Origin of the sequence: Proteus hauseri, from assembly GCF_004116975.1 — a bacterium.
Classification (GTDB): Bacteria; Pseudomonadota; Gammaproteobacteria; order Enterobacterales; family Enterobacteriaceae; genus Proteus; species Proteus hauseri.
The window spans coordinates 1089814-1105588 of sequence record NZ_CP026364.1 but is presented as its reverse complement, the minus strand read 5'-3'; the positions used below and the strand labels follow the sequence as shown (position 1 = coordinate 1105588).

Here is a 15775-nt window from a genome sequence, read left to right as displayed (position 1 = left end):
GATGTTTCTACGACATTACTGCTATTACTTCTTATTATTTATCCGTTTTACAACTCACTCACTTTTTCTAGCTGTTTTTGACGTTCAGTTTGTGCACTAATTTGATGGTTTCGGGCTAAGAAGCTGTACATTGTTGGTAATACAAACAAGGTAAATAATGTGCCAACTAACATACCTGATACAATAATTAGTCCTAATCCAAATCGGCTATTCGCACCAGCGCCACTGGCAAATAACAGTGGAATAAGTCCAATTACCATTGCCGCCGTGGTCATTAATACAGGACGTAAGCGTATTTTAGCGGCTTCAATAATAGCATCATGGCGATTAAGATTTTTATGAGTTTGTAACTCATTGGCAAATTCCACCATTAAAATTCCGTGTTTACTAATTAGCCCAATTAATGTCACTAAGCCTATTTGCGTGTAGATATTGAGTGTTACCATGCCTAAAGCCAATGGTACTAATGCACCGCAAATCGATAATGGAACAGTGATTAAAATAATCAGCGGATCAACTAAGCTTTCATATTGCGCGGCTAATACTAAATAAATAATGATAAGCGCTGCAATAAAGGCAAATATTAATGTATTCCCTTCTTGTTTAAACTGACGAGAATCAGACTGCCAATCGTGGCTAAAGCCTGCTGGTAATGAATCTGCCACGTTTTCAAGAAACGCGACCGCTTGCCCCATGGTGACACCCGGTGCGGGGATCGCTTGGAAAATGGCTGCATTTTGTTGATTAAATTGCGTTAATTTATTAGGTTCAACTTGAGTGGTAATATTCACCACAGTAGATAATGGAATTAAGACATTATCTTGAGTGCGAATATAATGGCCAGCCAGTGCTGTCGGCGTTAAGCGCTGGTGTTTCACACTTTGTGGAATAACGTCATAAGAGCGACCATCCATACCAAAACGGTTAATATAGTGCTCGCCCACTAACAGAGAAAGTGATTCACCAATATCTTGCATACGAATGCCTAAACTATTGGCTTTAGCTCTGTCTATTGCAACTTGAACAACAGGGTTGTTGTAATCTAAGTCGCTATCAACTACGACAAATAGACCGCTTTCTCGTGCTTGTTGTTTTATATTTTCCATGGTTTCAAACAATATTGGGTAGCCTAATGGGCTACGTAGTACCATTTGTACGGGCAACCCACCCACAGATCCGGGTAATGAAGCTAATTGGAATGCAAAAATGCTGGTTCCTTCAACATTATTAACCCGATTTTGTAAGTCAGCTTGAATTTGGTCTGCATTGCGGTCACGTAAATCCCAGCCATCAAAGTTAATACCACCAAAACTGGCTGATGGGCCATCGGTGCCATTAATTATCCATGTGCTGTCTGTTTCTGGCAGGCTCATATAAATTTCATCAAGCTTTTGATTGAAATGTTCTGCATAAGCTAAATTTGCATGTTGTGGTGCTTTCACTGCTGTTAACACGCTGGCTTGATCTTCTGATGGAGCAAGCTCTTGTTTTGCTTGGCCGTATAAAAATGGCAAGCTGACAAAAACGGCTAAGGCAAAAAGAACGGTTATCCAACGGCGAGCTAACGAAAAATTCAATAAATAGCCGTAATAGTGCGCCATTTTATCAAATACAAACTCAGCGGCTTTTGCCATTTTGCCTTCATTCTCTTTAGGTTTAAGCATAAGCGAGCTCATCACTGGTGATAATGTTAAGGCGACAATACCTGAAACAATCACACTGCCAGCCAGGGTGATGGCAAATTCTTTAAATAAAGCACCGGTTAAGCCGGCCATTAATCCAATCGGCGCATAAACCGCAGCAAGCGTTATCGTCATCGCAATAACTGGGCCTGCAACTTCTCGCGCCCCAACTAATGCCGCTTGGATAGGGGATAAACCCTCTTCGATATGACGATGTACGTTTTCAACCACTACAATGGCATCATCCACCACAAGACCAATTGCTAATACCATCGCTAATAAAGTGAGTAAATTAATACTAAAACCAAATGCCAGCATTAATCCCGCCGCACCCAGCATTGATAATGGGATCGCTAAAACAGGAATGATAACCGAACGAAATGATCCTAAGCAGAGGTAGATCACGGCGATCACGATCAAAATTGCTTCAATTAAGGTTTGTACTACTTGGTTGATCGAGGCTTTAATAAAACGCGATGTTTCAAATGCTAATTCAACATTTACATTGGGCGGTAAGGTTTTTTCAATATCGGTAAGATGTTCACGAATACCATCCACAATAACCAATGGGTTACCTGTAGGTGTTGGAAATAAACCTAGAAAAACAGCTTTTTTACCATTCATTATGCCGCTAGTTTCTGTTGTAGCAGCACCTAATTCAACTGTGCCGATGTCGCGTAAACGTACCAAACTGTTGCCATCGTTGCTGATAACCATATCTTTAAATTCATCGACATTAGTTAAATCAGTATTTACATAAACGTTGGCAATAACAAACTCCCCTTCAACTTTACCCGCAGCGGCTTGATAGTTATTACGACGAACAGCCTCTGCCACATCACTTGCAGTTAAATTGCGTCCTGCCAGTCGATCAGCATCTAACCATAAGCGCATTGCCAGTTGTTGACCGCCAAATACTTGAACTTTAGCCACACCATTAATAGATGAAAACATGGGTTCAACAACGCGAGAAAGATAATCGGTTAGCTCAGGAATAGAGAGCTGTTCACTAGAAAAACCGACATATGCAACGGCTGTTGATTCACCAGATGAAAGTTCTACTACAGGATCATAAGCTTGTTCTGGCAACTTATAACGAACCTGATTTACCTTTGCCATCACTTGCGTGAGTGCTTGTGTAGGGTCGCGGTTTAGCTCCATTCTTACAGTAACTAAGCTTTTTCCTTGTACTGAAGATGATGAAATATAATCAACACCTTCAACAGAAGAGACAGCTTGCGTGATTGGTTGGGTAACAAATCCTTGCATTAGCTCTGAGGACGCCCCGGGGTAGTCTGTTGCTATCGTGATCGTTGAGTTTTTTAGCATTGGATATTGGCGAATAGGTAATTTACTAAATGCAAAGGCACCTAGTAAAAAAATTAGTGTGCTAACGACTAACGCCAATACAGGTCGCCGAACAAAAATATCGGTAAACTTCATTATTAGCTCCTGTTATGGCTTAGTGCTGACTAATTGAGTCAGTGTATCTTGATCAATGGGCTCAATCGCGATGCCATCACTGAGTTTTATTTGACCGGATGAGACCACGTGATCACCAAGAGATAATCCTTCTTTGATCTCAATAAGGCCGTTGTAGCGCAATCCAACTTTCACAGAGACACGCTTAGCGATAAGGTTTTTTTGATTGTCGGATTGCGCTACAAACACGGTATCTCCATAGGCTGTATAAGTGACAGCGGTTTCCGGTACGGTTAACACCGATGGACTATTTGGAGATGTCACTTGAACGCGAGCAAACATACCCGCTTTCAATTGATTGTTTTTGTTTGGTAAAACAGCTTGTATTTGTACAGTACGAGAAGGTCCTATGAGTGGGTCAATGGCATTAATTTTCCCTGAAAATATGATGTTGGGATAAGCATCTACTTCAATATTAATTGGTTGTTTTGTTGAGATTTGCGGTGCAACTTGTTCATCTAATGAGAAATTTAATTTTAGATGACTAGCATCAACTAAAGAGGCAACACGTTCACCTGCGTTGAGGTATTGACCTTCATGGACTTGTTTAATACCTACAATGCCATCGAAAGGTGCTTTAATGGTTTTTTGTGTAATACGCGCTTTTACTTCACGAATTGAGGCTGCAATCATATCGCGTTCTGATAATGTGCTATCTAATTGCGCGGCTGCTGCAACATTTTTACTATAGAGCTGGCGAGTGCGTGAATAGAGCTTCTCAGCATTTATGAGTTGCGCTTGTAGTCGTAATAATTCAGCTTGTTCAGGTTCGTCATTTAGTTTTGCAAGTACTTGACCTGTTTTAACAATTTGCCCTGATTCAAAATTAATCATTGCAATACGACCACTGGTTTCAGCGGCAAGATAAACTTGTCGAGCTGCTTCTAATTCACCCACACCTTGCATATTGTTAGGAAGCTCTGAAGTTTGCACAATAGCTAATGCGACTTTCGTTGGTGGGTAAGTAAATTGCTGTTTTTCATCTTTATTAGCAGTTGTATTAGTGGCATAAATCATGACACTAGCACTCAATAAAAGCAGTGATACACAAAGAGACAGGATGGTTTTTTTATTCATTTTGTTGCAGGTTCCCTAGTGATAATTTTCTATTTTTATGATTTTATGCGTTGGTTCTTTTCCATAACGCTCTGAAATAGCTCGCTATTGCTATTGCCATTAATCCGCCGATGACTGAGATGTGCTCTATGGCGAAATATATCGATAACATGGCTAAATCACCTGTCATATTCCAAAACGTATGTACAATTACAATGGTTAAAAATAAGAAAACAGCTAATGCGCCAGTACCTAGCCATAGATAGCTCTCAAAGAGCACTAAAAATGAGCAAGAAAATAAAATAATTACGGTGGCAATATTAAAAAACCAATCAGGGTTTAATCCAGCCGCTCGCATTTCAGCCAAGCTATTTTCATAATCAAAGACTTTGGCAAAACCAGATGAGATAAATAGTAATAAAATTAATAGCCTGGCAATAAACCACAATGTTTGACTTTCAAGAATACGGGCAATTGAGTTAGGCATTTATCGATCCTCAATAAGCTTAAAAATTTAAATCAGCTATCCCACTGACTTGACTTAGTGAGAAGAGGAGATGACTATAAAACCTCAAGTTAAGTTGAGGTCAAGCGGAAGAATGGAAAAAGAGAAAATAGATTTTAATCGCGCATTAACTGTTGGAGAGGTTGCAAAACGAAGTGGTGTGGCAATATCAACACTGCATTTTTATGAAGAGAAAGGATTGATTGAAAGTTATCGAAGTGCAGGTAATCAGCGACGATATCCACCTGTTGTATTGCGTTATATCGCAATTATTAAAGCAGCCCAAAGTACAGGGATCCCATTAAAAGAAATTCAAGAGATCCTTGGAAAATACCCGCCAAACAGTAAATTAACCGCAGATCAATGGCACGAAATATCAACGGATTGGAAAGTGAGATTAGATGAACGAATTCGTCGCCTTAAACGGCTGCGCAATGGGCTTGATCACTGTATTGGCTGTGGCTGCCTCTCTTTAAGTGATTGCCCATTACGTAATCCAGATGATGTATTGGGTGAAAAAGGGCCAGGAGCGCAAATTTTATAATTTAGAATGAAAATGTTGTGCTATCAGGTTTGAAAAATTCGGCGTACTCTTCTTGGTTATCTATCATTCCCGTCATTTCTAATACAAATTGATGATAGACACCTTGAAAAGAAAGGTAAGAGAGTAAAGCTTGATTAATTATCTCTTTATTCTCAGTCTGTTCTAGTTCACTTTTTTGATGAGTATAGGTTAAGAGTGCGAGTTGACGTTTTTCTTTTACTGTTTGATTTCCTTCGTTTTTTACATCAAAATTCTTAAGAAAATTCAGCACATCTTTGGGGGTGTTAATGGACTCTTTTTGTAGTTGCTGATAGAAATAGGGATTTAATGTCGCCATTAATGGATCAAACTGAGCATTTCCTAACGAGGATGAAGAAATTGATGTTGGTCGCTGTATTGATTGCTGATTATGTAGGCTATGTGATGAATTTAAGGCATCAATCTTCATTATTGACCTCACTATCTATATCAGAATCGGATTTAGAATTAGGTTGAACTTGTGCATCATCAAGTACATCGAATTTAGAAATATAATTAATTAATATCTCTTTGATTTCTTTATTAAAAATAGGTTGATAGCTTTCAGTAAAAGGTTGATGAAACTGCGACTGTAGATCTTTTATTAAAAGAGCGGGATCAAAAAATGTAATTTGATCACCTGTATTTATTGATATCACGGTACTATTATGAGTAATAAATTCTATATTTTGATTATTCAGCGCTTTTTCGAGGTAATCCTTTAAAGTAGATGGTATTTCCAAGGTGATCTTTTGATTTGGTGGCGACACAGCTATAAGACGTTGGACTAATTCAATTTGTATTTCTGGTGACTGAAAAAATTGTGCAATAGTTGCTGTTATTTGTTCTCTTTGTTTTATTTCATACTGTGATAATTTATCTTGATATTTTGCACAAAATCGTAATATATCTCCCAGTAATATTTTTAATCCGTTGCTATACGCTTGTTTTATAAAAACTTCTTTTTTGATCTCTAGTTTTTTATCTATATCTTTAATTAATTTTTTAGCGCGATTTTTTGCTACTAGGTTTATTTTATGAATATCATCCAGTTGTCGAATATAACGGGATCGTATAATTACACCTTCACAAGTGTATTTTAAAAGTGTTTCAGGCAGTGAGCGCAGCATAATTTAATACCAAAAGAAAAAGAGAATGAGATAAAACAGGAGAATCAGATAATGTTATTTGTGACATTTGGATATCAAAAAGAAAAATAAATCGTTGGGATAATGCTAACGAAATAGTAGAAATAAAATGAAATAGTAAATGATAACCAATGGTGAGAGGCGGTACTCCCTGAAATTGATTATCATTATTTATATTAACAATAGGATATAATGATAAAAATGCCTGTAGCGATTTATCTAAACGATAATAATTTTCAGATAGTAAAATAAAATTACGCGAATAAAAATAACCAAGAAATAGTGCACAACGAGGAAGTAAGTGCCAATAATTAATTATTTTTTCTGTAATACCATTGATAGGACAATCTAATTCAGTCATCAGATTATATTGTTTAATTAATTTGCTATTTGCGATTTTTTGCCAAACTAAATGATCGCTTGTAGAGGCTAATGTAGGATAGCTAGAGTGAATATAGCTCAGAGGGTCATACATAACACCTGAAAATAGCTCAAATTGTTTAGTTGTTAGGTTCATTTTCTTTCTCAATTAGAGTCATTTTTTTATGACGATAAAACATAAAAATGACAGTAAAAATAATGACAACTCCCACCAATAATAAAGCAAAAAATACCCATAAATTAGAGAATAGAAAGCTATTTTCTGATGGGGATTTTTCTTTTATTACATTGAATTTATTTATATTTCTTGGGTAAAGTAATACAGTTATATTATCCTCATCCATATCACTAAATGCATTGTGGATAAAGGAACGTATATCTTCGCCAAGTTGATCGCTATTAATTATGCTGTCTTCATAAAAAACAAGTGCTGAAGAGTGAGGTTTTGGAATAGTACGTTCAGCCGGGGAAAGTGGGTAACTAATATGAACTCTTGCATCAATAATATGATCAATAACGAGCAAAGATTGTTCTAGTCGTTGTTCAATTGCTGAAATCAGTCGAGCTTTTTCTGCTTGTGGGGATGAAACCAATGCATCTGAAGGAAAAAGTTGAGTTACTTCAATTCGAGCAACGGTAGGTAATTGATACTCTTCTAATATTTGAATCGCAAGAGCTACATTTTCTTGTTTTACTGCAATATCAAATAGTCCTTTTCCTAGAGCTGTACGTGTACTGGGTATTTGATGTTTTTGTAAAACAGCTTGGATTTCAGTTGCCTGACGTTGATCTAAATTAGTGAGTAGTGATTGCTCCTTACAACCACTTAGCAATGAAACCAAGCCGAATAGAAAAATAAAGAGTAAATATCGATTTTTCATTACTATTGTGCCTTGAGTAATGTTTCAACAATATTTAGTGATTTGCGAGCAAGAGTACTCGCTAAATTCATAGTAATCGTATAATTATTTAATGTTGTTTGTAATCTTGTATAGCTTTGAATATCAGAAAGCTGACTTAGTGATGCTAATTTCTCTTGAATCTGAGCCTCATATTGAAACCCATTAGCAACACTGGTTTTTATTATGGATGACAGTGTTTCACCGTTATTATTATCTTCACTTTTCAATGAAGATAAGTTAACGGAAGTAATAGGCGTAATAGCCATACGTTTTCCTCATATTAAAATTATCGCATATTACCAATAATGCTCATTGCTAGATCTTTCACGACTTTAATCGATGTTGATTCTGCATTACGAGTAATATTATATTCAGCTAATCTTGCTTGATAGTCTGCTAATGATGCTGCATTTGAACTATCTGTTTTTAAAGCAGCTAATGCAGATTTTAATGCATCGCTTTGATCTTTGACTGGTTGTTTAAAATATTCATCAATGGCTTTTATTGAACTTACATCATCATTTGGGGGGGTTGCTGTTGTTGGCATAATATAAATCCTCTAAATTTAGATATTAGCTATAACCCTTGTGGGAAATAGCGATGTTGATTGTTAATAAAAATATACCCTTTATCTTCTTGTAATATTGATTTATTTTTTAAATAAATATCGTCTATATTTTCATTATAAAAAATAAATTTTCTACCAAAAATAGAAGTCTGTTTTTTTATATAATTATCGAGAATAGATTTGTTACCAGATGTTAACTTCTCATCAAAAATAAATATGATTCCATTCTTTTTTTCCTGTATGGTATAACCAATACTTTGCGTAAATGAAAATTTATTAATCTCATCAATTATTTTAGGTAGTGAAAATCTATTAATATTAGCTTGGCAGTTTGAAGGAAAAGATTTATTTATTATTTTTATAATGCTTATCTTTTCATTTTCATTATGATAAATAAAATTAATAATAGGTTTTTGCTTGTTTTTTAATGTTAGGTTATAAATTTTATTATTGAGTGATGATTTAATATTTTTGATATCTATATATATAATATTACTATTGATTTGATATTTTTTTCTCCATTCAGAAAATGTATCATCATAAATACAGTAATAATTATTCTTCCCATTAAATCCCTTTAGATTTAAATCTTCTAAAGAATTTAATGCTATTTTTTTTACTTCAATAGGTGAAATCGGTGATGGAGACATAAATAAAAAAAATGAAATTAAAGTTAACATTATTAATAATAATGTTCCTACTGTTATTTTTTTATTTTTTGATATTTTTTTTGTTTTTTTTAAATGAATTGATGATAAAGGTGAGTTATCCTTGTTGCTAATTAAAAAAACAGGAATATCATTGAGATAAAAAACCTTATCTATTTCTAATTGGAATTTCTTTCCTATTTCATCTGCTATTTTGCTATTCTCTATTTTAATTTTATTGTTTTTTACATTTGATTTATCAAGAGTAATAGAAAGCATTTTTTCTTCTACTTCTTCATAGCAAGGAATATGGAGTACAGCGCTATCAGCATTGATATCTTCTGATTTGTTTTTATACAGAGAGATAAAATAATGACTAGCAGTCAAGGGGAATATTGTTCCTTTTAATGGGCCATGAAGAATATATATATAATAGAACATAGAGTTAGCCTGATGATAAGATATTATTAATTTAATATAAATATAGTTTAATTTCCTTCTGAAAAAAATTCTTTTAAAAAAAACACATGTTTTTTATTTGTTACCTGGTTTTATTTTATCGATGTGTTTTTTTAAATAATAAACGAAAATATCGTACAGTTTACTTTTATGGTTAATTATTGGTGATATTATTGTAAGAACATATAAAATAACAAAAGTAAGATTCCTTTCATTAACAAGTCTATGCAGTTAATTATTTTTTGAAATTATTTGAGGTATTTAGCATGTTGATTAATGATGTAAAAATAAGTGGCGATAAAAATATATTAATGGGGAATTCATTATTCTTTTGTATTCCCGATGGTAATGAATTTCCTATAAAAATATGTGATGAAAAAAATAATAAAGTAATAAAAGGAAATGCATTTATTTATAGTGCAAAAACAAGTGATGTTGTTTTCCAGTTTGAAAATAATTCATGGAAAATAGAAAAACGTTCTTTTTTTATTTGTGCACGATTATTAGCATTTATTGATTACGCTCGTGATTTTTCAAAAATGACAGCAATAGGATCTGAATTTGATATTAATCAACAGATTTTTTATATAGAAAATATCAATGGAAGTTTAGAATATGTTTTGATTAGTGAAGCATTAAAAAAAGAAAGTCAATTAGAACCACTTTTTGTCACGATAAGACATAGTGAAAGCTATTGGCTAATTTTACATCTAATTAGTTATTTAGATGAGAAAAAAAGCAATATTGCACAAATAGGAGAGCGATATGGTGTATCAGGTACACATTTTAGACGGTTATGTAAACGTTACTTAGGTAACTGCGGTAAAAGTCAATTACGCTCGTGGCGAGCGGCATCATCTATTTTAACCACATTATCTACTGATGAATCCTTAACTCAAATTGCTGTAGATAACGGATTTAGTTCGGCATCTCATTTTTCTAATGAAATTAAGATGCTATTTGGTATTACTCCGACTGAATTTCGTCGAATTGGCCATCTTCTTTATGAAAATAAAAAATAAGATTTATTGCATTGCTATACTAGTTCTATGTTGTAGTTTTACTGTTCAAATACAGGCTACAGAAGGAAAAGTAATTTATACACATCAGGTTAAAAAACCAGATATGTTTATAGCTGTAGATACGAGGATTGAACAATTTTTTTATGTGTTATCAGATAAACTAAATAAACCATTTATTCTTAGTAATGCTGTTAAAAAGATGAGAATAACAGGAAATTTTGATATTTCTTCACCAGAAGAAGCTTTTGAGCTGATAGTGAGAAGAATGTCATTACTCTATTTTAATGATGGTAAATCAGTTTATGTTTATGATAATAATGAAATACGGCAAGAGCTTTTTCAAGTCAAGAATATAGATATGAATGAGCTTAAAGGCTATTTACAAGATGTTGGATTATATGATCAACGCTTTCCATTACGCTCTGGTAGAGATCAACGAACCTTCTATATTTCTGGCGCTCCAATTTATATTAAATTAGTAAAGGCAGCCTCTGATTATTTAGATAATAATGCTCAAGAAGAAATAAGTGAAAGTATTAATAATCAAATACCAACAGGAAGCTCTCGTTATGGTGATGAATTTGTTCAAATTTTTCAATTAAAAAATATATTTGTTCAAGATAGAACATTTTCTCTGCGAGATGAAAAGGTGGTGTTGCCAGGGATTACTTCTGTTCTACAGCAATTATTTATGTCATCGGCTCACGATCCAAAGAATACGAGGCCTACTCGGATAATAGGTAGTACAGATGTATCACTAGAAAATAATAGAGAAACTGATGATGAACAGGATAATAAAATTGATAATTTATCAAGTTCTTCAATTATAACAAAAATAGGTCAATATAATGTTGAGTTAGTGCCATTACCTGCATCAAATAGTTTGTTAGTTAAAACTAGCCGAGAAGGATTAGCATTAGTCAGTAATTTAATTTCTCAACTAGATAAGCCAAAACGACAAGTAGAATTATCGTTATGGATTATTGATATTTCTAAAAATACAGCAGATAGCTTAGGTGTAAATTGGCAAGCAAGTTATGGTTCAAATAAAGGTTCATTCTTTTTTAATTCAGCAAGTTTAAGTGCTGCATCTGGATTAAATTTTTTAGCAAAAATTAAAGCATTAAGTGAAAATGGCGAAGCTCAAATGGTTTCTCGTCCTATTATTTTAACTCAAGAAAATACACCTGCTATTTTTGATAATAACACTACGTTTTACACTCAAATTAAAGGTGAGCGAGTTGCTTCATTAGAATCAACGACTTTTGGAACTATGATTAGTGTATTACCAAGAATAAGTGAATTGAATAAAGAAATTGAAATGATCATTGATCTTGAAGATGGAGCAGAGAAAAAAGATGGTAATGGTGATGATGAGAAAGTTGAAAATATACCGGTTATTAATCGAACAAATATTAGTACTGTTGCTCGTGTTTCAGAGGGCGGAAGTTTATTAATTGGTGGTTATACTCGTGAAAATAATATTAAAGCTGAGTCTAAAGTTCCTGTATTAGGTTCAATACCTCTAATTGGCGGGTTGTTTCGTTATCATTCTGATAATAATAATAAAATGGTACGTATATTTATGCTACAGCCTCGTTTACTAGAAAAAACAGAAACAGAATTAATGGAATCTTTAACTCAAAATCCATTTAAACCTATAAATAAGAAAACATCACAAGCATTACAACAACTTCAAATATTTATGAGATAAAGTAATGATTGGACCGATTAATTACACTATTTCTACAGCATCAGCAACTAAAGAAAGTAATATCAGTAAAAAAAGTCAGCAAGAAACAGAATATAAACAGCCTAATATAAATGAAAGACAAAATTATCAAAACCAATTAGCAGAAATTGCTGATGATATGTCTATGGTTGCAACGCAGTTTTCACAAAACTTTAGTAAAAGATTAGATAGAAAAGCAGATAGAGGTAAAAATACTCTCTATATAATAGAAGAAGGGGCAGATAGCAAACTTAATAAAGTAATGATGATGTTTAAAAAATCAGGGCGAAGTTTGCAAGAATTACTTAGCTTTTTACGTAAAATGTTCCCCGATGAAAGTGACCTCATCATGGTATTACGTGAGTTATTAAGAAAAAAAAAATTAGGTGCACAATTAGATGCAGGTATAGAGAATGAAATAAATTACTTACTTAATAGTGAAAATGCAAAAAATATTCGTGCAGGGATAAATATTGCTCTTCAGGCGAAAACGTTTGCTAAATTACTTTCTTTAAACCCATCCTCTTTACGAGGATTATATCGTAGTTATCTTAATCTAGATCTAGACCCTATTTATTTTTTTAAATTGTGGGTTAATGAATATGATATTACTCAATGCAATATTATATTAAATTTTCTTACTCAAAGTTTGGTTTGTGATATGCAATCATTAATGCCAAGTTGTTCTCAAAGTTCAGAGTTTGGTCAATTATTAGGACGCGTTAATAAACTACGTAGTTTATATAGCTTTATTGATATAAGTATGAGGATTTTTTCTAGAAAAGAGCTTCAGAACAAAATAACGGAAAAAGATTTATATCAATTAATATTATATGGAATGACATGTCCTGAGGATATGAATATATTTTTATCCACTTTATTAAATGATAAGTGGTTTAACTTTCTTATAAGTATAAAAATGAAATTATTACAAGAAATAAAGAATATGTTTAATAATTATCCTGAATCATTATACCTATCAGATGAATTTAGAAAAAATTGCCAAATAATAATACAAAAAATTATAGATAAATATATCTTTGTAGAACAATATCAAATAAGAAAATAATATAATAAACCAATAATGATTAATGGATAATTCTATGATTTATAGATTTCTTTTGGCAATAAAAAATAGGCCAGAACTTATAGTGCTAGCTATTATGATCCTTGTGATCATGATGTTAATTATTCCATTACCAACTTACATTGTTGATTTTTTAATAGGATTAAATATTACTATTGCTCTACTTATTTTTATGAGTTCATTTTATATTATAAAAATATTGAATTTCATGACGTTCCCTGCGCTATTACTCATCACCACGCTTTTTCGCTTAGCTCTTTCTATTAGTACTAGCCGATTAATTTTATTAGATGCTGATGCTGGTGAAATTATTACTTCTTTTGGTGAATTTGTTATTGGTGAAAATTTAGTTGTGGGTTTTGTCGTTTTCTCTATTGTTACTATTGTGCAATTCTTGGTTATTACGAAAGGTTCTGAGCGAGTTGCCGAAGTTGCTGCACGTTTTTCTTTAGATGGTATGCCCGGAAAGCAAATGAGTATTGATGCTGATTTGAAATCAGGCATCATTACTAATGAAGAGGTGCAAATAAGAAGAAAAGAATTAGGGCAAGAAAGCCAACTTTATGGTTCATTTGATGGAGCAATGAAGTTTATTAAAGGTGATGCAATCGCCGGTATTGTGATTATTTTTGTTAATTTAATAGGGGGTATATCTGTTGGCATGGCACAAATGGATTTATCTATTTCGCAAGCCTTACATACCTATACACTATTAACAATCGGTGATGGATTAGTTGCTCAAATACCTGCATTACTAATTTCTATTAGTGCTGGGTTTATAGTCACTAGAGTTGGAGGTGAAAATAAAAATTTAGGTTTTAGCATAATGAATGAGCTATTAGCTCAAGATTTTGCTTTACTAGTTACAGCAATACTTGCTTTTATTATTGGTTTTTTACCTGGCTTTCCTACTCCTGTTTTCCTTATATTATCTGCAATATTAGGAAGCTATTTCTTTAGAAAACAATGGAAAAATAAGAAAAAAGAAAAAATAGCTATACTTAATAATGAAAGTAGTGGAGATAAAAAAGAAGAAGTAGAGGGTAAAAAAGGATTAATTTCGAATCTTTTTTCTGGAAAAAAAGAGGAAGAGGAAAATAGCTTATTAACTGAAAATATTTCACTTTCACAAGCAGAAACAATACCTTTAATTATTACAGTATCAGACAAGAAAAAAGAATACCTAACAAAAATAGTATTTGATAAGTGGCTAAAAAAAGAATTTATATTACAGTATGGTGTGCTGTTGCCTGATATAAAAATTCATTACTCTGAAAAAGTTGATGAGAATAAAGTTATTATCTTAATTAATGAAGTAAAAGCAGAAGAGTTTGATTGTCCATTTCCTTTAAATTTTGTTGAAAATCCTAATGATGAATTTACCTCACTAGAGTTTAAAGTAATAGAATTAGAAGATAAAAATATAAAGAACTATTGGGTAGATAAAAAAGATAAAGAAAAATTAGAAAAATTAGGGTATGTATTAAAATTACCAGAATGTTTTTTTTATAAAAAATTCTCTTATTTAATGACATTAAATATTGTTGAGTTTTTAGGAATACAAGAAACAAAAAATATTTTAGATAAAATAGAAGAGAAATCTCCAGAGCTTTTGAAAGAATGTTACCGACAAGTTTCTATACAACGAATTAATGAAGTATTACAACGTCTTATACAAGAAAAAATACCTATTAGAAATATAAAAACTATTATTGGCGGGTTGGTACAATGGGGTGGTAAAGAAAAAGATCCAATACTATTAACTGAGCATATTCGTACATTACTCTCACGTTATATTAGTCATTTTTTCTCAAAAGATAATTGTATTAATGTAATTATATTATCTCATGAATTAGAAGATATTATTCGCAGTGGAATAAGGCAAAGCTCTTCAGGGACATTTCTAAATTTAGAGCCAGCTGAACTTGACATGATAATAGAAAAAATAACGCTGGCAATAGATGATATAAAATATATTCAAAATTATGTATTTTTAACTGCAATAGATATAAGAAGATTTGTAAGGAAATTGTTGGAATCTCAATATCCACAATTATCAGTATTATCTTATGATGAAATATCATCAGATATTGAAATTAATGTTTTGCAATCTATTTAGGAGATGTTATGTCTTTTGATCTTGCCAGTTTAATCATGGATGCGATGAATGTAATTGGTCGTAATGACCTTTTTTCAGAAGGGAAGTCTATTGATAACCATTCAACAATTACAATTAGTTTAGGAGAGATGCCTGATATTAATTTATTAGTTGTGGATGATGTTCCTATGATTTGGTCCGTATTACGTGATTATGATGAAAGTCTATTAAAGCAATGTGGGTCTGAAATGTTAATCGATAATATTAATAATCAAACTGAAAGCTTTTATCCGGGTCAACCTGCGTTAGTAAAAGTTGAGTCAGAATTAGAATTACGTGCTTCTTTTATGCCTATTGCCCTACAAAATGGAGAATCTATGGCAAAAGCAATTGATGAGTATTTCCAAGTTATGAATAGAATACATCAGCAATTTATCGGTTAAT

Annotated in this window: 16 protein-coding genes; 6 read left to right on the top strand and 10 right to left on the bottom strand. The window is 32.6% G+C overall.

Annotation, left to right across the window (positions count from 1 at the left end; genetic code table 11):
* Positions 1-47 precede the first annotated feature (47 nt).
* Genes PH4a_RS05060 through PH4a_RS05050 form a run of 3 tightly spaced genes read right to left on the bottom strand, consistent with a single transcriptional unit; the run spans position 48 to position 4707 of the window.
* Positions 48-3125, bottom strand: a complete 3078-nt coding sequence (locus PH4a_RS05060) for a MexW/MexI family multidrug efflux RND transporter permease subunit (RefSeq protein WP_129038245.1) — start codon at positions 3123-3125, stop codon at positions 48-50.
* Between the two features lie 12 nt (positions 3126-3137).
* A complete protein-coding gene (locus PH4a_RS05055; RefSeq protein WP_129038243.1) occupies positions 3138-4241 on the bottom strand; it encodes an efflux RND transporter periplasmic adaptor subunit in 1104 nt (367 codons plus the stop codon).
* A gap of 43 nt (positions 4242-4284) precedes the next feature.
* The gene (locus PH4a_RS05050; RefSeq protein ID WP_129038241.1) at positions 4285-4707 is read right to left on the bottom strand and encodes a DoxX family protein; all 423 of its coding nucleotides are present in this window, start codon (positions 4705-4707) and stop codon (positions 4285-4287) included.
* 112 nt (positions 4708-4819) lie between these two features.
* Between PH4a_RS05050 and soxR the strand changes: the two genes are divergently transcribed.
* Positions 4820-5269 (top strand): redox-sensitive transcriptional activator SoxR, encoded by a 450-nt coding sequence (gene soxR / locus PH4a_RS05045; protein WP_064721241.1) that lies wholly within the window; start codon positions 4820-4822, stop codon positions 5267-5269.
* Between the two features lies 1 nt (position 5270).
* On the opposite strand, the gene PH4a_RS05040 is transcribed toward soxR, so the two are convergent.
* From PH4a_RS05040 to PH4a_RS05010, 7 genes are read right to left on the bottom strand one after another with little or no spacing between them, the layout of a single operon-like run.
* Complete coding sequence (locus PH4a_RS05040) at positions 5271-5717, bottom strand: hypothetical protein (protein ID WP_129038239.1); 447 nt, start codon at positions 5715-5717, stop codon at positions 5271-5273.
* A complete protein-coding gene (locus PH4a_RS05035) occupies positions 5707-6417 on the bottom strand; it encodes a type III secretion protein (protein WP_129038237.1) in 711 nt (236 codons plus the stop codon). The genes PH4a_RS05040 and PH4a_RS05035 overlap by 11 nt, the downstream gene beginning before the upstream one ends.
* Positions 6398-6952, bottom strand: a complete 555-nt coding sequence (locus PH4a_RS05030; protein WP_129038235.1) for a type III secretion protein — start codon at positions 6950-6952, stop codon at positions 6398-6400. The genes PH4a_RS05035 and PH4a_RS05030 overlap by 20 nt, the downstream gene beginning before the upstream one ends.
* On the bottom strand, positions 6936-7697 hold the full coding sequence (gene sctJ, locus PH4a_RS05025) for a type III secretion system inner membrane ring lipoprotein SctJ (protein ID WP_129038233.1): 762 nt from the start codon (positions 7695-7697) through the stop codon (positions 6936-6938). The genes PH4a_RS05030 and sctJ overlap by 17 nt, the downstream gene beginning before the upstream one ends.
* 2 nt (positions 7698-7699) lie before the next feature.
* Positions 7700-7984, bottom strand: coding sequence for a type III secretion system inner rod subunit SctI (gene sctI / locus PH4a_RS05020; RefSeq protein WP_129038231.1), 285 nt, complete (start codon positions 7982-7984; stop codon positions 7700-7702).
* Positions 7985-8004: 20 nt separating this feature from the next.
* Positions 8005-8265 (bottom strand): type III secretion system needle filament subunit SctF, encoded by a 261-nt coding sequence (sctF, locus tag PH4a_RS05015; protein WP_129038229.1) that lies wholly within the window; start codon positions 8263-8265, stop codon positions 8005-8007.
* Positions 8266-8294: 29 nt separating this feature from the next.
* Positions 8295-9374 (bottom strand): PrgH/EprH family type III secretion apparatus protein, encoded by a 1080-nt coding sequence (locus tag PH4a_RS05010; RefSeq protein WP_129038227.1) that lies wholly within the window; start codon positions 9372-9374, stop codon positions 8295-8297.
* Between the two features lie 284 nt (positions 9375-9658).
* On the opposite strand from PH4a_RS05010, the gene PH4a_RS05005 reads away from it, so the two are divergent.
* Genes PH4a_RS05005 through PH4a_RS04985 form a run of 5 tightly spaced genes read left to right on the top strand, consistent with a single transcriptional unit; the run spans position 9659 to position 15774 of the window.
* Positions 9659-10414, top strand: a complete 756-nt coding sequence (locus tag PH4a_RS05005; protein WP_129038225.1) for a helix-turn-helix domain-containing protein — start codon at positions 9659-9661, stop codon at positions 10412-10414.
* A complete protein-coding gene (sctC, locus tag PH4a_RS05000; RefSeq protein WP_129038223.1) occupies positions 10398-12128 on the top strand; it encodes a type III secretion system outer membrane ring subunit SctC in 1731 nt (576 codons plus the stop codon). Before PH4a_RS05005 ends, sctC begins: the two co-directional genes overlap by 17 nt.
* 4 nt (positions 12129-12132) lie before the next feature.
* Positions 12133-13215, top strand: coding sequence for a type III secretion system gatekeeper subunit SctW (sctW, locus tag PH4a_RS04995; RefSeq protein ID WP_129038221.1), 1083 nt, complete (start codon positions 12133-12135; stop codon positions 13213-13215).
* Positions 13216-13249: 34 nt separating this feature from the next.
* On the top strand, positions 13250-15352 hold the full coding sequence (locus PH4a_RS04990; RefSeq protein ID WP_129038219.1) for an EscV/YscV/HrcV family type III secretion system export apparatus protein: 2103 nt from the start codon (positions 13250-13252) through the stop codon (positions 15350-15352).
* Between the two features lie 8 nt (positions 15353-15360).
* Positions 15361-15774 carry an InvB/SpaK family type III secretion system chaperone gene (locus PH4a_RS04985; protein WP_129038217.1) on the top strand — a complete coding sequence of 138 codons (414 nt, stop codon included), beginning with the start codon at positions 15361-15363 and terminating at the stop codon, positions 15772-15774.
* The last annotated feature ends 1 nt before the right edge of the window (position 15775 follow it).

Bases quoted from the DNA above. Each gene is read 5' to 3' on its own strand.
- PH4a_RS05060 (WP_129038245.1), bottom strand. From the start codon at position 3,125: ATGAAGTTTACCGATATTTTTGTTCGGCGACCTGTATTGGCGTTAGTC.
- PH4a_RS05055 (WP_129038243.1), bottom strand. From the start codon at position 4,241: ATGAATAAAAAAACCATCCTGTCTCTTTGTGTATCACTGCTTTTATTG.
- PH4a_RS05050 (WP_129038241.1), bottom strand. From the start codon at position 4,707: ATGCCTAACTCAATTGCCCGTATTCTTGAAAGTCAAACATTGTGGTTT.
- soxR (WP_064721241.1), top strand. From the start codon at position 4,820: ATGGAAAAAGAGAAAATAGATTTTAATCGCGCATTAACTGTTGGAGAG.
- PH4a_RS05040 (WP_129038239.1), bottom strand. From the start codon at position 5,717: ATGAAGATTGATGCCTTAAATTCATCACATAGCCTACATAATCAGCAA.
- PH4a_RS05035 (WP_129038237.1), bottom strand. From the start codon at position 6,417: ATGCTGCGCTCACTGCCTGAAACACTTTTAAAATACACTTGTGAAGGT.
- PH4a_RS05030 (WP_129038235.1), bottom strand. From the start codon at position 6,952: ATGAACCTAACAACTAAACAATTTGAGCTATTTTCAGGTGTTATGTAT.
- sctJ (WP_129038233.1), bottom strand. From the start codon at position 7,697: ATGAAAAATCGATATTTACTCTTTATTTTTCTATTCGGCTTGGTTTCA.
- sctI (WP_129038231.1), bottom strand. From the start codon at position 7,984: ATGGCTATTACGCCTATTACTTCCGTTAACTTATCTTCATTGAAAAGT.
- sctF (WP_129038229.1), bottom strand. From the start codon at position 8,265: ATGCCAACAACAGCAACCCCCCCAAATGATGATGTAAGTTCAATAAAA.
- PH4a_RS05010 (WP_129038227.1), bottom strand. From the start codon at position 9,374: ATGTTCTATTATATATATATTCTTCATGGCCCATTAAAAGGAACAATA.
- PH4a_RS05005 (WP_129038225.1), top strand. From the start codon at position 9,659: ATGTTGATTAATGATGTAAAAATAAGTGGCGATAAAAATATATTAATG.
- sctC (WP_129038223.1), top strand. From the start codon at position 10,398: ATGAAAATAAAAAATAAGATTTATTGCATTGCTATACTAGTTCTATGT.
- sctW (WP_129038221.1), top strand. From the start codon at position 12,133: ATGATTGGACCGATTAATTACACTATTTCTACAGCATCAGCAACTAAA.
- PH4a_RS04990 (WP_129038219.1), top strand. From the start codon at position 13,250: ATGATTTATAGATTTCTTTTGGCAATAAAAAATAGGCCAGAACTTATA.
- PH4a_RS04985 (WP_129038217.1), top strand. From the start codon at position 15,361: ATGTCTTTTGATCTTGCCAGTTTAATCATGGATGCGATGAATGTAATT.